Below are 19,376 nucleotides of genomic sequence, written 5' to 3'. Positions count from 1 at the left end.
TACAGCGAAAATGTGTTTTGATGCCTGTATTTAGCTAAATATGCAGGATGATTGCCGCGAACCTCTCACAGACCTACCACATGCTCCGGGCTATAGGGCTCGTTCGAAACAAGGCGGACTTCTCGCGGCTGCTAGGGAAAGGGCCACGCTATCTCAAGAATATCGAGCAGCGAGGGCAACTTACAGTTCCTCTGAACGTCATCCAGATACTGCGCGGACGCCTCGCGCAAATCGCGGAGTTCACGCCGCAAACGATCAGGCAGCAACTTGAAAAAACGATTGCTGATCTGGATCGGGATTGCCAAGTGGCCCAAGCCCTTGGCTGGCGGCGTCTATAATTGGATCATCCGAAGCTCTGATTGCCATCCAAAGCGAGGGTGTCGGAACTTCCGGAAATGTTGGGTCACGCCGCCTTTTTACGCTGCTGGCTTCAGATCTTCCATGCGCTTGATCATCTTACCGTCTTTGAAGATGTAGCCAATTTCCATGCCCTTTACAGCCACGGCCACGGACCCGTCACGCATGAAAGTCATGAAGGTGATGATTTCCCGAAGCGTCTGACGAAGACCGGTGCGGATGGCAAAGAGTTCCGCATCGTTGGCAGTGGCCACCTTCTGCCTAAGCTCTTTCATGGCCGCCTGTCGGTCGGCCAGCGGCACCGCAGCCTTCATGGATTCAAGCTGACACCGGATGGCAGCAATTTCTTGTTCGACGATCTCCAGTTCAGCTTCACGGACCTCCAATTGCTTCTGAGCCGATTTGGAGCCTCGTTCAACGGACGGCATGAGGTTGTCGATGAAGGACTGAAGGTCATCGGCCTTGGTGCGCTTGCTGGCCATCTGCTGCTCCAGCACTTGAGCCCCGATGGACTGAGGTTCCGACAGATCGATTTCCTGAACGAACTCAAGAACCGCTTCTTCGAGCGGTGGAAGGGTGTACTGCCGATTGTTGGGACAGATACCGTTTCGAGAGTTCGAGCACATCAGGAAGGGCTTATGCTTGTGGCGGGTGGACTCACCACGGTTGCGGACGTTCATGGGAGAGCCGCAGTAAACGCAGCGTCCAAAGCCCGAGAACAGGTTCGTGAGCTTGGACCCCTTCCGCCCCTGCGGGTTCATGGCTTTGCCTAAGCTCCGGCTTCCGATGGCATCCCACGTCCGATGCCACTGTTCGTCTGTAATTATTTGAGGATAGTAGTCGGTGATGACATCGCCTTCGGGCACCCGCTGAACCTTGAGTTCTGGTTCGCCTGTTTCTTCATCCACTACCCTGACGCGCATGGTTCTGTTGGGCTGGTAGTGGCCCAAGACGGCCTTGCTCTGGAGATAGGCTCTGACCGTTCCTCCATGCCACGAGCGACCGTGGGAGAACGGCTTTACATTCTCCCGGTTGAACGTTCTTGCGATGCTGTCACATCCCCACCCATCAGCAGACATCATGAACATCCGCTCAACGAGTTTCACCCTTTCCGGCAGCGGCTCGAAAGTTTTGCGGTCGGGCAGAAGTTTCAGCCATGTCGGGCAGCGTGCCGATAGTTTTTCGTTAGAGGCGTCCTTTCGTTTCTGCTCCCATGTCTTGCGCTGCCGACGTGCCTTCATGGTGCTTTCGTTATTAGCGCGGATCATGATTGTGATAGAGATGATCAGATCAGACGTGTTTTCGTTGACCGATTCCTCCGTATAAATCTTGTTGTCACCAAAGGTGTGAAGGGTGATCCCGGCTTCGAGTATTTCGGTGAAGATCCGGAACGCCTTCATCACCTTGTCTCGACTTATACGATCCAGTGACTCTACGACGAGATGTGAGCCTCTAGGGATGCTCCGTGGCTTTCCCGGTTTGTCCTTCGTCATTTCAAGGAACTGGCCGAGCGCAGCTTTTTTGGTAACGTTGGCACCTGTCCAGCCGCTTACGCCGATGTCTTCTAGTTGGTGGTCCAAGTGCAGACCCATTTTTTCGCAATAAAGTTCGGTATCTTCCATCTGCCGACGATAACCGTCTCCCTTCTTTTGCTTGTCGGAACTCAGACGCAGATATGAGAAGGCGAGGGGGCGACTGTCTGCCGAATCGATTTTGGTTGTTGCGGTCGTATCAAGGACTTCCATGCTCTCCCTCATGTTCTGATTCGGTCTGAGACAAGTTCAGCCGAGCGCCAGAGGTGTTATAGGCGAAATCGACAAACATATCGTGTCCATATCCGGCCTTCACATGGTGCTGGCCGCCGGCACGTTCTTCTGGCTGGTTCGAGCGCTCCTGTCTCTGGGATCGACGATTGCGCTTCTCTGGCCGGTGAAGAAGATCGCCGCCATGGCGGCGATGATCGGGGCGACGATCTACTGCATCTTTTCGGGCTCCGATGTGGCTACCGAGCGCTCGCTCATCATGACCCTCGTGATGTTCGGCGCGGTGCTGGCGGATCGTCCTGCGCTGAGCATCCGCAATCTCTCGATTGCCGCTCTGATCGTACTTGCGCGTGAGCCTGAGGCGCTGTTGGGACCGAGCTTCCAGATGTCGTTCGGGGCCGTTGTCGCCATGATGGCCCTTGTGCCGCTGATGCAGCGCAAACCCACTGAAGGAACACCCGCAACAATTCTCGAGCGAGGTCTGCGCTGGTCCGGACGGGCGATGCTCGGGCTCGTGACCACGACGCTTGTGGCCAGCATCGCCACGGCTCCGTTCTCGGCCTATCACTTCCAGTCGCTCAATCCATATGGCCTCATCGGCAATGCGCTCGCCCTGCCGCTCGTCTCGGTTGTGGTCATGCCGTCGGCCGTTCTGGGCGTGCTGGCCTACCCATTCGGTCTCGACCGTCCTGTCTGGCAGGTGATGGGAGTGGCCGTCGAGCAGGTGCTTGCGGTGTCGGCCTGGGTCGGGTCTTTCAGCGGCTCGACCGTGGTGGTGCCGGCGCTCAGCATCGCTGCCCTGGCGTTCCTGAGCTTGGGCCTGCTCGTCCTGGCCATACCGGCCTCGTCGCTGCGATGGATGGCCCTGGTGCCGGCCGGGATCGGGCTTGCCTTCACGGCTGCTCCAGTTCGCCATGACATCTTCATCGACCGCGAGGGGGCAGGGGCGGCTATTCGCGGCGCCCGAGGACAGCTTGCCCTAGTCGGACGGCCATCGGACTTCGTAACGGAGCAATGGTTGCGCGCGGATGGCGATGCCAGGAATGCGGATGATGCCAGCCTTAGGCAGGAGGCACGCTGCGATAGCGCTGGATGCGTGGTGGTCGCCGGAGCTGGACGGCGGATTGCCTTCGTCCAGGATTACGCCGCTTTCGAGGAGGATTGTCGCAGGGCGCATGTGATCGTCACGCGGCTGCAGGCTCCGCCGACATGCTACGGAGCCTTCGTCCTCGACGGTGAGGCCCTGAAGGAGCGCGGAGCCACGACCCTGCGTCTTAGTAACGACGCAATCGAGGTCAGATCGGTCAGGAAGGGCCGCGAGGTGATGGACTGGCCTGGTGACCAATCAATCCAGGCTGAAGGAGTGCCCGCTCAGGGGAGACCGAGGCGTGCAAGGCCTGTCCCTGAGCAGGATCTTCCGGAAGACGAGATCAGTACCGGCGAACCAGACTGACGAGCTTGCCCTGGATCTTGACCCGGTCAGGGCCGAGCACGCGGGTCTCGTAGGCTTGGTTGGCGGCCTCAAGGGCAATGGAGGAGCCGCGGCGGCGGAAGCGCTTCAAGGTCGCCTCCTCCTCGTCGATCAGCGCCACGATGATGTCGCCCGTATTGGCATTGTCCTGCCGGCGGATGACCACAAGGTCGCCGTCGAGAATGCCGGCCTCCACCATCGAGTCGCCCCGCACCTCAAGAGCGAAGTGATCGCCCTGGGCCAGGAAGTCCCCCGAGAGGGTGATGGAGTGGCTCTGGGTCTGGATCGCCGAGATCGGCACACCGGCGGCGATCCGTCCCATCACCGGGATCGACATCTCACGGCTGCGAGGATCGGAAGCCGGCTGCGGAGCGGCCTTGGCCTTGCCGGCCAGCCCGCCCTCGACGACGCTCGGCGTGAAGCGCCGCTGGCTGCCTGCACCGCTGGTGCTCTCCGGCAGGCGGATCACCTCAAGCGCCCGAGCTCGGTTAGGCAGGCGGCGGATGAAGCCGCGCTCCTCCAGCGCCGTGATGAGGCGATGGATGCCCGACTTGGACTTGAGGTCGAGCGCGTCCTTCATCTCGTCGAAGGATGGCGGAACCCCGGTTTCACGCAACCGCTCATGAATGAAGCGGAGCAATTCGTGCTGTTTACGCGTCAGCATGGCTGGCCCTTACTGCCTTCGAAAAGGCGATTCTGAAACAAATCAGGAACAAGGTAGCCGTTCTTGCTGTGTTCTGCAAGCCAGCTGCTCAGCTTTTAGTGACTGTAAGTGTCTGAGTTCAGATCTTACGTATCTTAATGTAATAAGAGGCGATGTTTACAACAGGACGGATCGAGAAGTAATCGAATTTGAATAAATGTCTAGAAAGGCATGTTGTCATCTATAGTTGATATAATAGGAATCATTTTGTCTAATGATCGAGCCTCTTCATATGGAGGGAAACGATAGCAATTGTACATAATCTAGAAACTTGATTGATAGCTGGCATCCGAATATCTTCCTTGGTGCTGGCTTTTCATTCGGGCTTGTAAACCATTCTCTAGCTTCAAATTGAAAGGGTGTTGCATTCCGCCTCAACTTCATGCCATAACGATGCAATATAACGTTTAGTAACTATATTGATCGGAGCCTAACATGTCTGGCGGAATAAGCGGTTGGAACAATGTCTCTCAAGTTTCTGCCTCCTCCAATGCCCAGTCTGGTGCTAGCTCGGTGGTTGGTGCAGATGGAACCACAATGGTCGTATGGACCGAGTACGATCCATCTCTAGGCCGCACTGTTATCAAGGCTAAACGTATCGGGTTTGATGGGGAGCTTGTTAAAGACACTTGGACTCTCAGCACCATGGCGGCTCCAGGCGGTTCTGGTGTTGGATCCCCGACAATCAAGATCTTGCAGGATGGTCGTTACGCTGTCGCATTTAGCGGTGGCACGCTGGCGGACAGCCGCATTTATACTCTTCTCTTGGATTCTTCCGGTGACCGCGTTGTTCCTGAGCTGCAGGCCAATAATGGCGTTATAGGCCAGCCGCAGGACGCAAAAATCGTTCCGCTCGTGTCGGGGCCAGCGGCCGGTGGCTATATGGTGATTTGGGAAGCCAATGGAGACATCAAATCTCAAATCTTCCTAGCCAATGGGCAGAAAACAGGCGTTGAGACCCGCGTTAATTCGATCGCAAACTCCAGTATGACTGAGTCTGATCCTAAAGTTATCACGCTGTCCGACGGGAGAAGCGTGGTGCTTTGGAATTACAGCGTGATCACAATTGTTGGAGATGAAGAAGTAATATCTTATGGTCTGCGATACCGGTATATTAATACCGATGGCAGTCTCGGAACTGAAGTCTTCGCTCTGAACGGTGTTGAGAACGCCGGTACCAGTATTGCTGCATTGTCTGATGGGCGCATCTTCATCAGCTGGGAGCACGTTGGGAAGGTGTACTGGCAGATCCGCGATGATGCTGGAACTGTCGTGCATGGCGGTCCAAACGGCACTGAGGTCAGTCCTGTCTTTACAGGGGTAGAAGCGCAATCGACTGCGATCGTCCTTCCTGGCGACAAGATTGCAATCGCTTGGCTGGATACAGTGGGCGGTGGCAAATACAGCGTCAAGGTTAAGGTTCTGAACGCCGACGGAACCCAACATCTTGCTGAGGTCAATATTTGGGATGAGGTTGCATATTCCGCGCCTCAATTGATTTCGCACAAAGACGGCCAGTTTACTGTCACCTTTGAGTGGAGCGGCAACATTCGCAGCCAAACGCTCGATACTCGTTCGGCCAATAGTCCCGGGGGTAAGTATTTCTGGTCGGGTACTGACGCAAGTGACTACTACGTTGGTATGGCAGTGAATGACATACTGAACGGCCGTGATGGTGCCGATCGACTGTCCGGGCATACAGGCGAGGACAGCCTTTCCGGAGGTAATGGGGATGACACTCTTAAGGGCGGAATAGGCTACGACACTCTGAATGGTGGAGTGGGCAACGACTCCATGGATGGTGGTGATCACTTTGACTATGTGGACTACACCGGAGGCGTTTCGGTTTATGTTGATCTGGAAACTAATAAGAATTTTAGCGGAGCTCTTGGGGATAAGTATTGGGGTATCGAAGGCGTTATTGGTAGTTCCATAGCCGATACAATCATAGGCAATCACACACGAAATCATCTGCTCGGCAACGAAGGTAACGACACGCTCGATGGTGGTGGAGACGTCGATACCCTGGAAGGAGGCAGTGGTAATGACACTTACTACGTGGATTCCGAGAGCGATAACGTCATCGATAACGGTATCGAAAACGGTGACAGGATCATCACCAAGGCCCATTATAACTTAGGTCTGGCAGGTCAAGTCGTTGGAGTTGAGATCATCGAAGCCGTGGCTGGAAATGCCGCGATCAACCTTACCGGCAATTCCGCAGCTAATACGCTCGTTGGCAATGACGGCGCAAACCGTCTCGACGGCGCAGCTAATGCCGATACCATGCGCGGGGGTGGCGGTGACGACACCTATATTGTGGACGACAGTGGCGACCGAGTCGAAGAGGCTTCAAGCACTGGCGGTACAGATACGGTCATTACAAGTGTCCACTACATCCTCAGCCAAAATGTGGAGCATCTCGAAACCTCCAACATCAATGGAACCAGTGACCTCAACCTGACGGGAAATAATGATGCTGCCGGTAATAGAATTACCGGTAATGCGGGCAAAAACACGATTGTTGGATTGGCTGGCAGCGACACCTTGCTAGGAGCGGGCGGCGACGACAGCCTTGAGGGCGGTGCGGACAGTGACTCCCTTGAGGGTGGATCCGGAAGCGATACGCTGAAGGGCGGCGCCGGTAGCGACATCCTGAAGGGCGGGGCGGATAACGACCTCTATTATGTCGAGGAAGCGGGCGACACTGTCTTTGAAGATCCAGGTGAAGCAAACGGCCGTGACAAGGTTATCACCACGATCAGCTATACTCTCAGGGATAATGTCGAGGATCTCGAGGCTGGCACATCGGCTGCAATTGATCTCACCGGAAACTCTCATAACAACGAGATTAGGGGCAACTCCGCTGCCAATAAGCTAAGCGGCATGGGCGGGAACGACGTCCTGATCGGCGGCGGCGGCAAAGACATTCTTGATGGTGGAATTGGCGACGACATAATGGTGGGCGGCGGCGGCGACGACACCTTCCATGTCGACAGTGCTGGCGACAGTATTTCAGAAGGTGGTGGGGCCGCAGGAACGGGAGGAATCGACACTGTTGTTGCCAGCTATAGTTATTCCATCGATGACGCATCCTTCATTGAGAATTTGACCGCGGCTGAGAATATCGACGGTCTTACCCTTACCGGTAACGGCAGCGCCAACTTGCTGACCGGGAACAACAGGGCCAACACTCTGCTCGGCGGAGGCGGCAACGACATAATCGAGGGCTTGGCGGGCAACGACACTCTGCGTGGCGGCATCGGTAACGACTCCTTGAGTGGCGGCATTGATGACGACGCTCTATTCGGCGACGCTGATGACGACACTCTCAATGGCGGCCAAGGCAACGACACCCTTGATGGCGGCACCGGCAACGACGAGATGAGAGGGGGCCTTGGGCATGACATCTACTATGTGGATTCCTCCGACGACAAGGTCATAGAAGATCCGGATGCTGACGGCACCGATACGGTTATCACAAGCGTGAACTACTCGTTGCTGACCAGGGATCGCATCGAGAATATCACGGCTTTGAATAACGCGCAGACTCGCGGCCGGACAATCAATCTCACAGGTAATGCTCTCAGCAATACTTTGACCGGTCATGACGGCGACAACTATCTCGACGGTGGCGTTGGCGCCGACGTCATGATCGGCGGCGGTGGCCGAGATACTTACATCGTCGACAACGTCGATGACGATGTCAGCGAAGGAACCGGAGGCGATGACGTTGATATCGTCGAAACATCGGTAAACTACTCGCTTGAAGGCCGTGCTGGCATCGAGCACATGACGGCAACGGGCTCGGGGAACATCAAGCTTACCGGCAATGACCTTGGCAATATTCTTACCGGAAACTCAGGCGATAACATCCTTCTCGGCGGAAAAGGTGAGGATACCCTTCACGGTCATAACGGAAATGACTCTCTCGATGGTGGTGCAGATAACGATACGCTGACAGGTGGAATCGGTGACGATACGCTGATTGGCGGAGCCGGCATCAACTCTCTGATTGGTGGAGCCGGCAACGACACCTACGTTGTTAACAGTGCTTCCGATCATATTGAGGAAATGCCATCTGACGATGAAGACACTATTGTTGTCGCGGCAGCTCTTGGGTCGTTCTCGCTTGTTGGCTATGCGAACATTGAAAATCTCACTGCTGGCGCCGGTGCGGGAAATATTGCGCTCACAGGCAATGATGATCACAACATTCTGACCGGTAATGCGGGGCATAATGATTTAACCGGTGGGGACGGCAACGACAGCCTTGATGGTGGTCAAGGGCGCGACACCTTAAGGGGTGGACGCGGAGAGGATACGCTCAACGGCGGTGCAGGCGACGACACTTATTACGATGTCGAAGATATTGACACTGTTATCGACGAGTCGGGCACCGACACGCTGGTCGCCACGGTTGCTGGCACGTACAGGGCAGCCTCGGTCATTGAAAATATGAAGGCTGAAATAGGTGCGACAGGTGTTCACCTTATCGGCAACGGCGCAAAGAACACCATTGAAGGGAATGACGAGAGAAATACCCTAGAAGGTGGCGGTGGAGACGACTCGATCGTTGGAGGCGGCGGAAACGACACGCTCCGAGGTGATGAGGGCGACGATATACTTGAAGGTGGAGCACAGGACGACTCCTTGATCGGTGGAAGTGGCGCTGACACTCTCGACGGCGGTACTGGTGCCGATACTATGAGAGGTGGCGACAATGGCGATACCCATTTTATCGACAATGAAAATGATGCCGTTGATGAAAGCCAGAATGGAACAAGCATTGACATCATCAAAACCACAGTAAATTTCACCCTTGAGAATGATGTATTTATTGAGGTCATCGAGGTAGTAGGAACGGCAGGGCTTGAGATTGTCGGCAACGATGAGAAGAATAAGCTCGTCGGCGGCTCTGGAGATGACATTCTCATCGGAGGCGGTGGAAACGATACGCTCAATGGATCCGGCGGCAGCGATGTGCTGAAAGGTGGCGAAGGCGCCGACATCATGAGCGGCGGCCACGGAGGTGATACCTACTATGTTGGCGAAGGTGACTCCGCATCTGACACTGGCAGCGGTGGACGCGACAAGGTTATTACTTCTATCAATTGGACGCTTGGCGCTGGCTTGGAAGATATGGAAGTGGAACATGCCACTTCCGAAAACAACCTTACACTAACCGGCAATTCACTTTCGAATGATATCAAAGGAAACGCAGGCAATAATCTTATCCAAGGCAAGGAAGGTAACGATACGCTGACAGGTAATGGCGGTCACGACATTTTCGATGGTGGCACCGGCGACGACGTCATGATCGGTGGCGCGGGTAATGACACTTTCCATATCGACAGTGCCGGCGATTCAATCAGCGAAGCTAATGGTGGCGGAGGGATCGACACGGTTGTAGCCAGCTACAGCTATGGCATCGATGATGCCTCCTTCATTGAAAACCTGACAGCTGAGAGCGGGTTCGACGGTATCACGCTTACCGGAAATGGAAGCGCGAATGTTCTGACCGGTAACGCTCGCAGCAACACGCTGAATGGCGGCGGGGGTAACGACACCCTCGACGGCGCAGGTGGAGGCGATGTTCTGGACGGCGGCGAAGGCGATGATGTCTACTACATCCGCCATGCCAGTGACTCAGCTCACGATAGCGGTACAGGCACAAACGATACCGCTTATCTTCAGACCTCTGTCTATGGTGGGAATCGGGCTGATGCCATCAATGCCGCTAGAACCCTGAACGCCAATGGCATCGAAAATGTCTGGATCAACGGAAAACTATTCAAAGCCCCAACGGCACTTACCTTTGAGGGCAATTCTGTCAACGAGAATTCAGGCGTTGATACATTTGTCAGCCGGCTGGGTGCTGTCGACACGTTAGGTGAAACCTTCAGCTTCAGGTTTGTCGATAGTCAGGATCCTGAAGGTCTTATCCACTCGACGGGGCTGTTCCGGATCGTCAATAACAATGGCGTCTGGGAGATCCGCGTCAACCAAGGTGCCGTGCTCAACCATGAAGCGGTAGGCTCTTACAGACTGGCCGTGAGAGTTATCGATGGTGATGGACTGGAGCTCGAAGATGACGTTGAGATCACGATCAACGATGTGAACGATGCGCCAAGCACTGTTCGGATCGACGACGCTACGGCTGTGACGGTGGATGAGAACTCCGTCGTGCTCGGCACGATGAGCGCCTTGGACGAAGACGGAGATCAGATCACCGGCTACTCCATCACAGGACAGCACGCAGATCTGTTCACCATCGTGTGGAACCCGACCAGCGGCGCCTTCGAGCTGAGAATGGCTGATGGTGCAGTCTTGGACTGGGAGATCCTGGGCGACTTCGTCGACCTGGATATCGCGGCAACCGACAGCCTGGGCTTGACCGGTGACGCTCAAAGGATCCGGGTCAATATCCGAAATCTGGATGACAATCCGGGCAATCACGGGCCGAACGACATTGTCTTCAAAGACGGAGACGGGTCCATTCAGGAGCTTTCGCCTAATGGGACATACGTCGTTACGCTGGGTGCTACGGATCAGGATACAGACGATACCTTTACTTACGAGTTGATCGATAACGATGATGGGCGCTTCTACCTTGATCCAGAAGAGAACAATGTCGTCCGTATTACCAGTGGCGTACGGTTCGATTTTGAGCACGAGACAGAACATGAGATTCGAGTCCGCGTCACAGATTCTCAGCAAAACACTTTTGAGAAGCTGATCACGTTCGACATCGTCAATGCTGCGGTCGAAATCATGAACACCGGTGCATCAACCCACGACACAATTCGTGCGACCGGCGGTCGTGATCAATTGAACGGTGGAGCTGGAAACGACAAGCTTTATGGAGGGCTAGGCAACGATAAGCTCACAGGCGGCACCGGTGAGGACATCTTTGTGTTCGACACACGTCCAAGTGCAAATAACGTGGATACCATTGTCGACTTTACAGTTGGCCAAGACATGATCAATCTGAAGAGGCAGGGTGTCTTCTCTCAAATCGGTCCTGCAGGAAATCTTCAGGAGCAAGCATTCCACAAAGGCGCGCAAGCGACCTCCGAAGCTCATCGTATAATCTATGATGAGGAGAACGGAGATCTCTACTATGATGCCGATGGGAACGGAGAGGCTGCACAAGTTCTATTTGCCAAACTGCAGAAACTTCCTGTCATTACCTTCAACAGCTTCCTCATCTTCTAAAGACCTGCAGCAGCGATCTGGGCATCGCTGCTGCAGTGCAACTCAAAATTTTGTCGAAAACATTCTATCAGGAGTACCCACATGCCTCGTAATCTTCGCATCATTGCGGCCGATGGTTTCACCAATCCTCCGCCTGATGTAGCCCGCTTTGATAAGACCGTCATCATTCAGGAGAATATCCAGTCCGAGCGAAATATTGGTATTCTCGATGGATTTGATCTCAACGGATCTGCCATAGATCCGGCGACTATGAATCTCGATTTCTATTTCGGCAATGAAAACCCCGGTGATGCCGAAGGGCGATACGAGATTACGACTGCGGTTATCAATGGTGTGACGAGATACGTCATAAAAGTTAAACCTAATAATGGTGGAGAGATCCGCTTCAACTACGAAGATCTTGCCCAGCACGAGATTGCCTACCGGTTTACAGATAAGACAACCAAAGCGATTAGGCACGAAGGCACATTTACTTTCGTTGTAAGTGATATCAACGAAGCTCCGACGAATTTGAGAGCTCTGAATGCAACCGGCGGAGCCTCGCTTTCAGTAGTCGAGAACCAAGGCGCAAATACATTTGTTGCAAATCTGTCATCGATTGATCAGGATAGGACAACTTCTGGCGGTGACGGCGATACATTTGCATATTCTATCACCACAAACCCGGGTAATCGCTTTAAGTTGGATGCGACAGGTCGTCAGTTGCAGCTGACCGGACCTCTGGATTATGAGGCAACTGATCCACTGCTGAAGACAGATGGTTCCGGCAAATACTACGATGTCGGCATTACAGTGACGGACGGTGGTGGTGCCGTCGGCGGTACGCCTCTATCGACTACAACTACGATTAAGGTCTATGTCACCAACGACATTGGTGATGATATCAACAGTAGACCTACGACTCCGACGATTGTCGACAATGCGGTTGTCACACTGACTGAGAGTGCGGCTGGGGCAAGAAACGTTGCGACGGTTGTGTCGACGGACGATGGTGTCGGCGGCACGACGTTGCAGTACGAGATGGTCAACGGCGTCAACGGCCTGTTCTCGATCAACCCGACCAGCGGCGTGATCACCTTCAACGGCACGGCGCAGAACTACGAGAACAACACCAACCTGCAGGTGGAAAACGCCGGCACGGCCCAGGAGCGCAAGTTCTTCAACGTGCAGGTGCGGGCCAAGGAGAGCGGCACCAACGGCCAGACCTCCGACACCACGACGGTCAAGGTCTACCTTGACGACGTCAACGAGGCGGTCTCGGACGCCACCTACGCGGTCAACGTCATGAGCGAGAATGCTGAGGCCGGCACGACGGTGGGTACGGTCACCTCAGTGGCCGACCCGGACACGTTTGTGGGCAACCGCGACTTCCGCTTCACGCTGGTGACGCCAACGGCAACCCGATCACCGTCAACAGCAACTTTGCCGTGGACGCCACCACGGGCCGGATCACGGTGGGGGCGCTCGGCCTGCCGGACGTGACCCAGCCGACGACGGTTCAGGTGCGGGTGCGGGTGCAGGACAAGGCCGGCACCGGCTTCTCCCACATCGAGGTCGTCACCGTCACCGTCAATCCAGCAACAACACCTCAGAACAAAGGCCCGACCTCGATCGGAATCTCCTCTGGTGGATCTGTAAACGAGCTGGAGGCCGCAGGAGTGACTGTGGCAACGTTCGCGGCCACCGATCCAGATGACAGTAGTGGCTTCGTGTACTCCATCGTCAATCCTGATGGACGTTTTGAGTTCGTTGGCAATCAGCTCAAAGTCAAGGATGGATACAGGCTTGATTACGAGCAGCTGACTTCACACACGGTCACCGTGAAAGTGACTGATAAAAACGGAACCGGTCTTTCACATACCCAGAACTTTACGATCTCCGTCAATGACGTGAATCCTGAAGTGACGGCCGGTTCAAGCGCTCACGATGTTTTCTACGGAGGTGCTGCTGCTGATGCGTTGAGTGGCGGCTTCGGGAACGACTCAATCTATGGTGGCTTGGGTAAGGACACTCTCCGTGGAGACGCTGGCGATGACAAGCTGTGGGGCGGTGATGGAAATGACACCCTGTGGGGCGGCATAGGCAAGGACACCTTTATCTTCAATGCCAAACTGGGCACCTCCAAGACGGATCGGAAGGTCAACTTCGATACGATCAAGGACTACAGCGTCAAGGACGACTCGATCTGGCTGGAGAACGATCTCTTCAAGAGCAACAAGGCGCTCTACAAAGCGATCAAGAAAGGCGTTGAGAGCAAGCCGCTGAAGATGGCGAGCAAGTTCTTCACGGTGGGCGATAAGGCGAAGCAGGCAGACGACTACTTCGTGTATGACTCAAAGAAGCGTGTTCTGTACTATGATGCAGACGGTTCAGGCTCGAAGGCCGCGATCGAAATGGCAACCTTCACTAAGAACAAGGCCTTGAAGATCCTGAAGGCTTCAGAGTTCTTCTTTATCTAATATCTGACACGTTATAGCGATCTAAGATAGCCGGCCGTCCAATAGGGCGGCTGGCTATTTTGTTTTGGTCTTTAGGTGCAGAGTTTTGCGGGTGAGAATGCATCTCACGACTGTTAGGCGCAGCAAGGGTCTGGGAAGCAGATGAAATTCGGCACCAGGAGAAGAATTTTGTTCAGTCGCAGATAGCCAGAGATGAATTGCCCTGTGACATCGACATGAGTGCGCCGTGACAGTTAGTGGACCGTGCCAAGCGCCCTTTGCTGGCGTCAATAGGCAACAAAAAACCCGCTTCGGTTTCAGCCGAAGCGGGTCGAATGGAAAAGGTATTCTGATTGTTTAGATCAGCATGAAATCCGAAGCCGTGAGCTTCAGGTTCTTGTCGAGCGTAGCGAACTTGATCGCACTAAACGTAGTGCCGGATCCGTCGGCATCGTAGGAGAGGGCGCCGGTGCTCTTGTTGTAAACGATCCGGTCGACCGCGTCTTTGGCCTTCGTGCCGATGTAGAAGGCCGATGAGGCCAGCTTGCTGCCGGTGATGGCCGTGAAAATGTCTCTGTCCAGAGCAATCCGGTCGTCCTTGGTCGAGAAGCTGACGATCTTGTCCACGTTGCCGCCCAGAGCCGTATCGAAATAGAACGTATCCCGTCCTGCCCCGCCGGTGAGATTGTCGTTGCCGAGACCGCCATAGAGCTTGTCGTTGCCGACGCCGCCGTCCAACTTATCTGCACCAAGACGTCCTTCCAGGATGTCGTTGCCGTTCATGCCCTTTAGGGAATTCTTGCCGACGTGTCCGACGAGGAGATTGGCTTTGGTGTTGCCGGTCAAATTGATCGACTTACCTCCAGCGGCCTCATCGGCGGCAAGGCCTTCGAGTTTGTCCTTGGAGGACATCGTGGTGTTCTTCGCCACCATCCGGCTGTCGAGCCCGCCCGTATCGACGATGATGTCGACCTTCTCATCAAACTTATAGACGTCGTTGCCGTTGCCGCCCTTCAGGATATTTGGGCCTTCGCCGCCTCCGGCAATCAGGGTGTCGTTGCCGTCGCCGCCATCGAGCACGTCAATGCCGTCGCCGCCATCGAGATAGTCGTCGCCAGCATTGCCGTAGAGCAGGTCACGGCCCACGCCTGCTGTAACACGCTCGCTCGCTGCACTGCCAACGAAGCGGTCGTCGTTGATCCTCGTAGCGTCGGCGTTCATCTCGACCAGAATGGTCTGATTGGCGCGGCCCCAGTTTTCAAATACCGTCTTCGAAAGGTCGAGATCGACAGCCTCCGAAGCACTGCTGAAGTGTATGGTGTCAACGCCAGCGATGGAACCGACAACCTTCGATACGCCGAAGGAGCTGTTAGCGTTATAGCTGAGGGTCGTCGCAAGGTTCAGAGGTCCAAATCTCAGAACGTCGATCCCGACGATAGAATTAAGATGAGCGGAACCTAGAAGCTGGATGGTATCCAATTGAGTGTCCGCGAAGTCACCAGCACCATTCGTGCCATAAATGCTTGTTTGTGACACACCTGCGTTGACAACGAAGACGTCGTCGCCATTCAACCCGTTATAAATCAGGCCATCTTGGCCCGATATGAGTGCAACAACATTAAATTGATCGGCATTTTCAGAGCCATTGATAATTTCGACAGCCATTTGTACCCCTTATCAAGCCTAAAAGGCTCGGTATTATTGATATTATATAGTTGCATTTTAAGAGCGATGAGGCAACTACCATTGTCTTGGAAGTACAACCGTTGTTGCTGGAATCGGCAAAAGCCCACGTCGGGAGCGAGTGGCGAGTAAATCTAAAAGTCTTTGCTTCTGTCGAACGGTAGGGTGCGAAAGGGCGGCTATGTAGTCGCTAGCAGAACCGCTCCAGCCGAACGATCCGGCACGCCTCCCCAGCTACTGCCGCTGGAGCGTGAGGCGGGCGAACGAGCAGGGCGTTGGAGCGTTCGAGGATGCTCAGCATGGATGAGTCCTGCAGCAGATGCGGCGTTGCGACAGGGAGCATGAGGCGCTCAGAGCCTTGGGCGAGGCTTAAGGGTATGTCCTGCAAGGTAAGCGAGGCTCGCATATAATCCTGCCGCTCCTTATTGGGCGGGAGGTCCGCCCCGAGGATGGCATCCTCCGCTGGATCGTCTGCGGCTCGTTGATCCCCCAGAAAAGCGCGGATGGCCGGCACCAGGAACAGGACGGCACAGACAAGGGATGAGACCGGGTTGCCAGGAAGGCCCAGGAGCAGGGTCGAGCCGATCCGTCCATGCATGAGGGGCTTGCCTGGCCGCAATGCCACGCGCCAGAAGCCGAGATCCATGCCCTGGCGGCTCAGAGCCTTCTGTACAAGATCGTGCTCGCCCACCGATGCGCCGCCTAGGGTCACGAGGATGTCGGCACCGGCGTCGCGCGCAGCCTGAATGCGCTCGTCGAGGGATTCGAGTGTGTCGCGGGCGATGCCGAGATCGATGGCTTCGGCACCGGCCTTTTCGGCCATGAGGATCGTGGCCGGAAGGCTGGAAGCGGTGATCTGGTCGAGGCCGACAGGCTCGCCCGCCCGCACAAGTTCGTCGCCCGTGGCGAGCACCGCAACGCGCGGCTTGCGATGGGCAGGGAGCGTTCCATGCCCCATGGCGGCAGCCAAGGCGATGTGGCGGGAATCGAGGCGCATTCCTGCCTGCAGAAGAACGTTACCGGCGCGGAAGTCGAGGCCTGCCGGGCGGATATGCCGGTTGGGGCGGGTCGCCTCCTTGACCGTCACCTGATCTCCGGAGCGCTCCGTATCCTCCTGCAGCACCACCGCATCGGCGCCGTCCGGTACGGGTGCGCCTGTGAAGATCCGGACGGCCTCCATAGGGCCAACAACTCCGGTAAACCGGGACCCGGCAGCGCTGGTGCCGATAATCTGTAGGTTCACTGGGGCCTGGGTGCAATCAGCACTGCGCACTGCATAGCCATCCATGGCGGAGGCCGGGAAGGGCGGTTGGTCGCGCAGGGCGCTGAGATTCTCGGCGAGGGTGCGTCCGGCGCAGGAGGCGAGGGGGACATGCTCGGTGTCGAGCGGCTTTTCCACACTCGCCAGCACCCGTGAGAGGGCATCCTCGACCGAGATCAGGCTCATGGCGCCTCGTAATCTCCCGAGCGTCCGCCGCTCTTGCGGCGAAGGCGAATGTTCTCGATCCGCATGCCTTTATCGACCGCTTTCACCATGTCGTAGATCGTCAGGCATGCAACGGAAACGGCCGTGAGCGCCTCCATCTCGACGCCGGTCTGACCCGACACCTTCACCTCGGCGCTCACGCGCACACCGGGCAAGCTGTCGTCGAGGGTGCAATCCACCTTCACCTTCGAAATCAGGAGAGGGTGGCAGAGAGGAATGAGCTCGTGCGTGCGCTTGGAGGCCATGATGCCGGCGAGCCTTGCCGTCCCAAGGACATCGCCCTTCTTGGCATCACCCTGGCCGATCAAGGCCACCGTTTCCGGCAGCATAACCACGCAGCCCTCTGCGATTGCGGTGCGGCTCGTGACGTCCTTCTCCGAGACGTCGACCATGTTGGCCTCGCCCGCCGCATCGAGATGCGTCAGCCTCGTCATGCCGCCTCGCCGAACAGGAGCTTACGGGTGGCTGTGGCCACGTCTGCCTGGCGCATCAGGCTTTCGCCCACCAGGAACGTGTGGATGTTCACTGACTTCAGGCGCTCGATGTCCTCGAGTGTGAAGATGCCACTCTCGCCGACGATGATGCGGTCGGACGGGATCAGCGGCGCCACTTCTTCGCTGACCCCGAGCGAAACCTCGAAAGTGCGAAGGTTGCGATTGTTGATGCCGATCAGCCTGGTGCCGAGCGGCAGGGCGCGCTCAAGCTCCGCCCGGTCATGCACCTCGACCAGCACATCCATGGAAAGATCGTGGGCGGTGTCGATCAGGCCGCGGGCCTCGTTGTCCGTGACGCTCGCCATGATCACGAGGATGCAGTCGGCACCCCAGGCGCGGGCCTCATAGACTTGGTACGGCTCGAAGAGAAAGTCCTTGCGCAGGGCAGGGAGGCCCGAAGCGTCTCGCGCCTGGGCCAAGTATTCGGGCCTGCCCTGGAAGGAAGGCTCGTCGGTGAGAACAGACAGGCAGGTGGCGCCGCCATCAGCATACGCACGGGCGAGGCTCGGAGGATCGAAATCGGCGCGGATCAGACCCTTGGAGGGGCTTGCCTTCTTGACCTCGGCGATCAGCGCAGGACGACCCTCGGCAAGGTGGCGCTCAATAGCCCTAGCGAAGCCCCGTGGCGGCGAGGCCTCACGGGCGCGGCGCTCGATCTCGGCTTGCGGTACGGCGGCCTTTGCGGCTGCGATCTCCTGACGCTTGTAGGCTTCGATCCGGCTAAGAACGTCGCTCATGGCTTGGCCACTTAACTGTTCGAGACTTGAACGAGGCGCTCGAGCGTCGCCTTCGAGGCACCGCTGTCGAGGGCGCGGGAGGCGCGCTCAAGGCCGTCGCGCAGGTTGGCCGCCTCGTCCGCCACCACCAGGGAGGCGGCGGCGTTGAGGAGAGCGACGTCGCGATAGGGTGTACGGGCACCGTCGAGGACCGCAAGCAGCTGCGCTGCGTTGTGCTCGGGATCTCCGCCGCGCAGATCATCGAGGGATGCAGTCGGCAGACCAACCTCCTCGGGTGTGACGGTGAAGCGGCGGAGCGCGCCATTCTCCAGCGCGACCACGAAGGTCGGGCCTGTGGTGGTCATCTCGTCGAGCCCGTCAGAACCGTGAACGGTCCAAACCTTCTGCGAGCCGAGCTCTTTCAGAACCTGAGTAAGAGGCTCGAGCCAAGCCTCTGAGAAGACACCGAGCAGCTGTCGCTTGGCGCCGGCCGGGTTGGCGAGCGGGCCGAGCAGATTGAAGACGGTGCGCGTTCCAAGCTCGACGCGGACCGGCGCGACATGGCGCATGGCGGCGTGGTGCGTCTGGGCGAACATGAAGCAGAGCTTCGTCTCGGACAGGCAGCGCTCCAGGCCTTCAGGGGCGAGGCCGAGCTTCACGCCGAGCGCCGAGAGCACGTCTGCCGTGCCGGACTTGGATGAGGCCGCCCGGTTGCCGTGCTTGGCAACGGGAACGCCGCAGGAGGCTACAATAATCGAGGCGAGCGTCGAGATGTTGTAGCTGCCTTTGTGATCGCCACCGGTGCCGACGATGTCGACTGCCTTATCGGGAGCATTGACCCGCAGCATGCGTCCGCGCATGGCCGTGACGGCGCCGACGATCTCATCAAGCGCTTCTCCGCGAACCCTGAGCGCCATCAGGAAGGCGCCGCCCTGGGCTGGCGTCACCTCGCCGGAGAGCAGGTCATCGAAAGCATCCCGTGCCTCGTCGCGTGTCAGGGACGCGCCGGTGGCAACCTTGGCGAGGTAGGATTTAAAGGATTCCATC

12 protein-coding genes are annotated in these 19,376 nt (G+C 56.6%); 5 read left to right on the top strand and 7 right to left on the bottom strand.

Translation table 11 applies throughout. The features are described 5' to 3' along the window. Positions 1–47 precede the first annotated feature (47 nt). Positions 48–338 (top strand): DUF6626 family protein, encoded by a 291-nt coding sequence (locus JKL45_RS31095; RefSeq protein WP_512699572.1) that lies wholly within the window; start codon positions 48–50, stop codon positions 336–338. A 78-nt stretch (positions 339–416) separates the two neighbouring features. On the opposite strand, the gene JKL45_RS05645 is transcribed toward JKL45_RS31095, so the two are convergent. Continuing rightward, a complete protein-coding gene (locus JKL45_RS05645; RefSeq protein WP_201860141.1) occupies positions 417–2,102 on the bottom strand; it encodes a recombinase family protein in 1,686 nt (561 codons plus the stop codon). An 82-nt stretch (positions 2,103–2,184) separates the two neighbouring features. Here JKL45_RS05645 and JKL45_RS05640 point away from each other — a divergent pair, with 82 nt between their 5' ends. After that, positions 2,185–3,573 (top strand): ComEC/Rec2 family competence protein, encoded by a 1,389-nt coding sequence (locus JKL45_RS05640; protein ID WP_312896913.1) that lies wholly within the window; start codon positions 2,185–2,187, stop codon positions 3,571–3,573. Here JKL45_RS05640 and lexA read toward each other — a convergent pair. After that, the gene (lexA, locus tag JKL45_RS05635; RefSeq protein WP_201860140.1) at positions 3,551–4,255 is read right to left on the bottom strand and encodes a transcriptional repressor LexA; all 705 of its coding nucleotides are present in this window, start codon (positions 4,253–4,255) and stop codon (positions 3,551–3,553) included. The two genes, JKL45_RS05640 and lexA, sit on opposite strands and share 23 nt — an antisense overlap. 474 nt (positions 4,256–4,729) lie before the next feature. On the opposite strand from lexA, the gene JKL45_RS30440 reads away from it, so the two are divergent. The 3 genes from JKL45_RS30440 (at position 4,730) to JKL45_RS05570 (ending at position 13,971) form a co-directional block, all read left to right on the top strand. Next, positions 4,730–11,512 (top strand): cadherin domain-containing protein, encoded by a 6,783-nt coding sequence (locus tag JKL45_RS30440; RefSeq protein WP_281401707.1) that lies wholly within the window; start codon positions 4,730–4,732, stop codon positions 11,510–11,512. Between the two features lie 81 nt (positions 11,513–11,593). Beyond that, positions 11,594–12,994, top strand: coding sequence for a cadherin repeat domain-containing protein (locus JKL45_RS05575; protein ID WP_201860139.1), 1,401 nt, complete (start codon positions 11,594–11,596; stop codon positions 12,992–12,994). Next, a complete protein-coding gene (locus tag JKL45_RS05570; protein WP_312896912.1) occupies positions 12,940–13,971 on the top strand; it encodes a cadherin domain-containing protein in 1,032 nt (343 codons plus the stop codon). The genes JKL45_RS05575 and JKL45_RS05570 overlap by 55 nt, the downstream gene beginning before the upstream one ends. Before the next feature lie 336 nt (positions 13,972–14,307). On the opposite strand, the gene JKL45_RS05565 is transcribed toward JKL45_RS05570, so the two are convergent. The 5 genes from JKL45_RS05565 to trpD form a co-directional block, all read right to left on the bottom strand. Continuing rightward, on the bottom strand, positions 14,308–15,615 hold the full coding sequence (locus tag JKL45_RS05565) for a calcium-binding protein (protein ID WP_201860138.1): 1,308 nt from the start codon (positions 15,613–15,615) through the stop codon (positions 14,308–14,310). A 208-nt stretch (positions 15,616–15,823) separates the two neighbouring features. Further along, positions 15,824–17,080 carry a molybdopterin molybdotransferase MoeA gene (locus tag JKL45_RS05560; RefSeq protein WP_201860137.1) on the bottom strand — a complete coding sequence of 419 codons (1,257 nt, stop codon included), beginning with the start codon at positions 17,078–17,080 and terminating at the stop codon, positions 15,824–15,826. Then, the gene (gene moaC / locus JKL45_RS05555; protein WP_201860136.1) at positions 17,077–17,553 is read right to left on the bottom strand and encodes a cyclic pyranopterin monophosphate synthase MoaC; all 477 of its coding nucleotides are present in this window, start codon (positions 17,551–17,553) and stop codon (positions 17,077–17,079) included. The genes JKL45_RS05560 and moaC overlap by 4 nt, the downstream gene beginning before the upstream one ends. Next, the gene (gene trpC, locus JKL45_RS05550; protein ID WP_201860135.1) at positions 17,550–18,350 is read right to left on the bottom strand and encodes an indole-3-glycerol phosphate synthase TrpC; all 801 of its coding nucleotides are present in this window, start codon (positions 18,348–18,350) and stop codon (positions 17,550–17,552) included. Before trpC ends, moaC begins: the two co-directional genes overlap by 4 nt. 11 nt (positions 18,351–18,361) lie before the next feature. Beyond that, positions 18,362–19,375 (bottom strand): anthranilate phosphoribosyltransferase, encoded by a 1,014-nt coding sequence (gene trpD, locus JKL45_RS05545; protein WP_201860134.1) that lies wholly within the window; start codon positions 19,373–19,375, stop codon positions 18,362–18,364. Position 19,376: the final 1 nt, after the last annotated feature.

This window comes from Microvirga soli (assembly GCF_016734765.1).
GTDB classification, from domain to species: domain Bacteria; phylum Pseudomonadota; class Alphaproteobacteria; order Rhizobiales; family Beijerinckiaceae; genus Microvirga; species Microvirga soli.
This window is presented reverse-complemented; position numbering and strand designations above follow the sequence as displayed.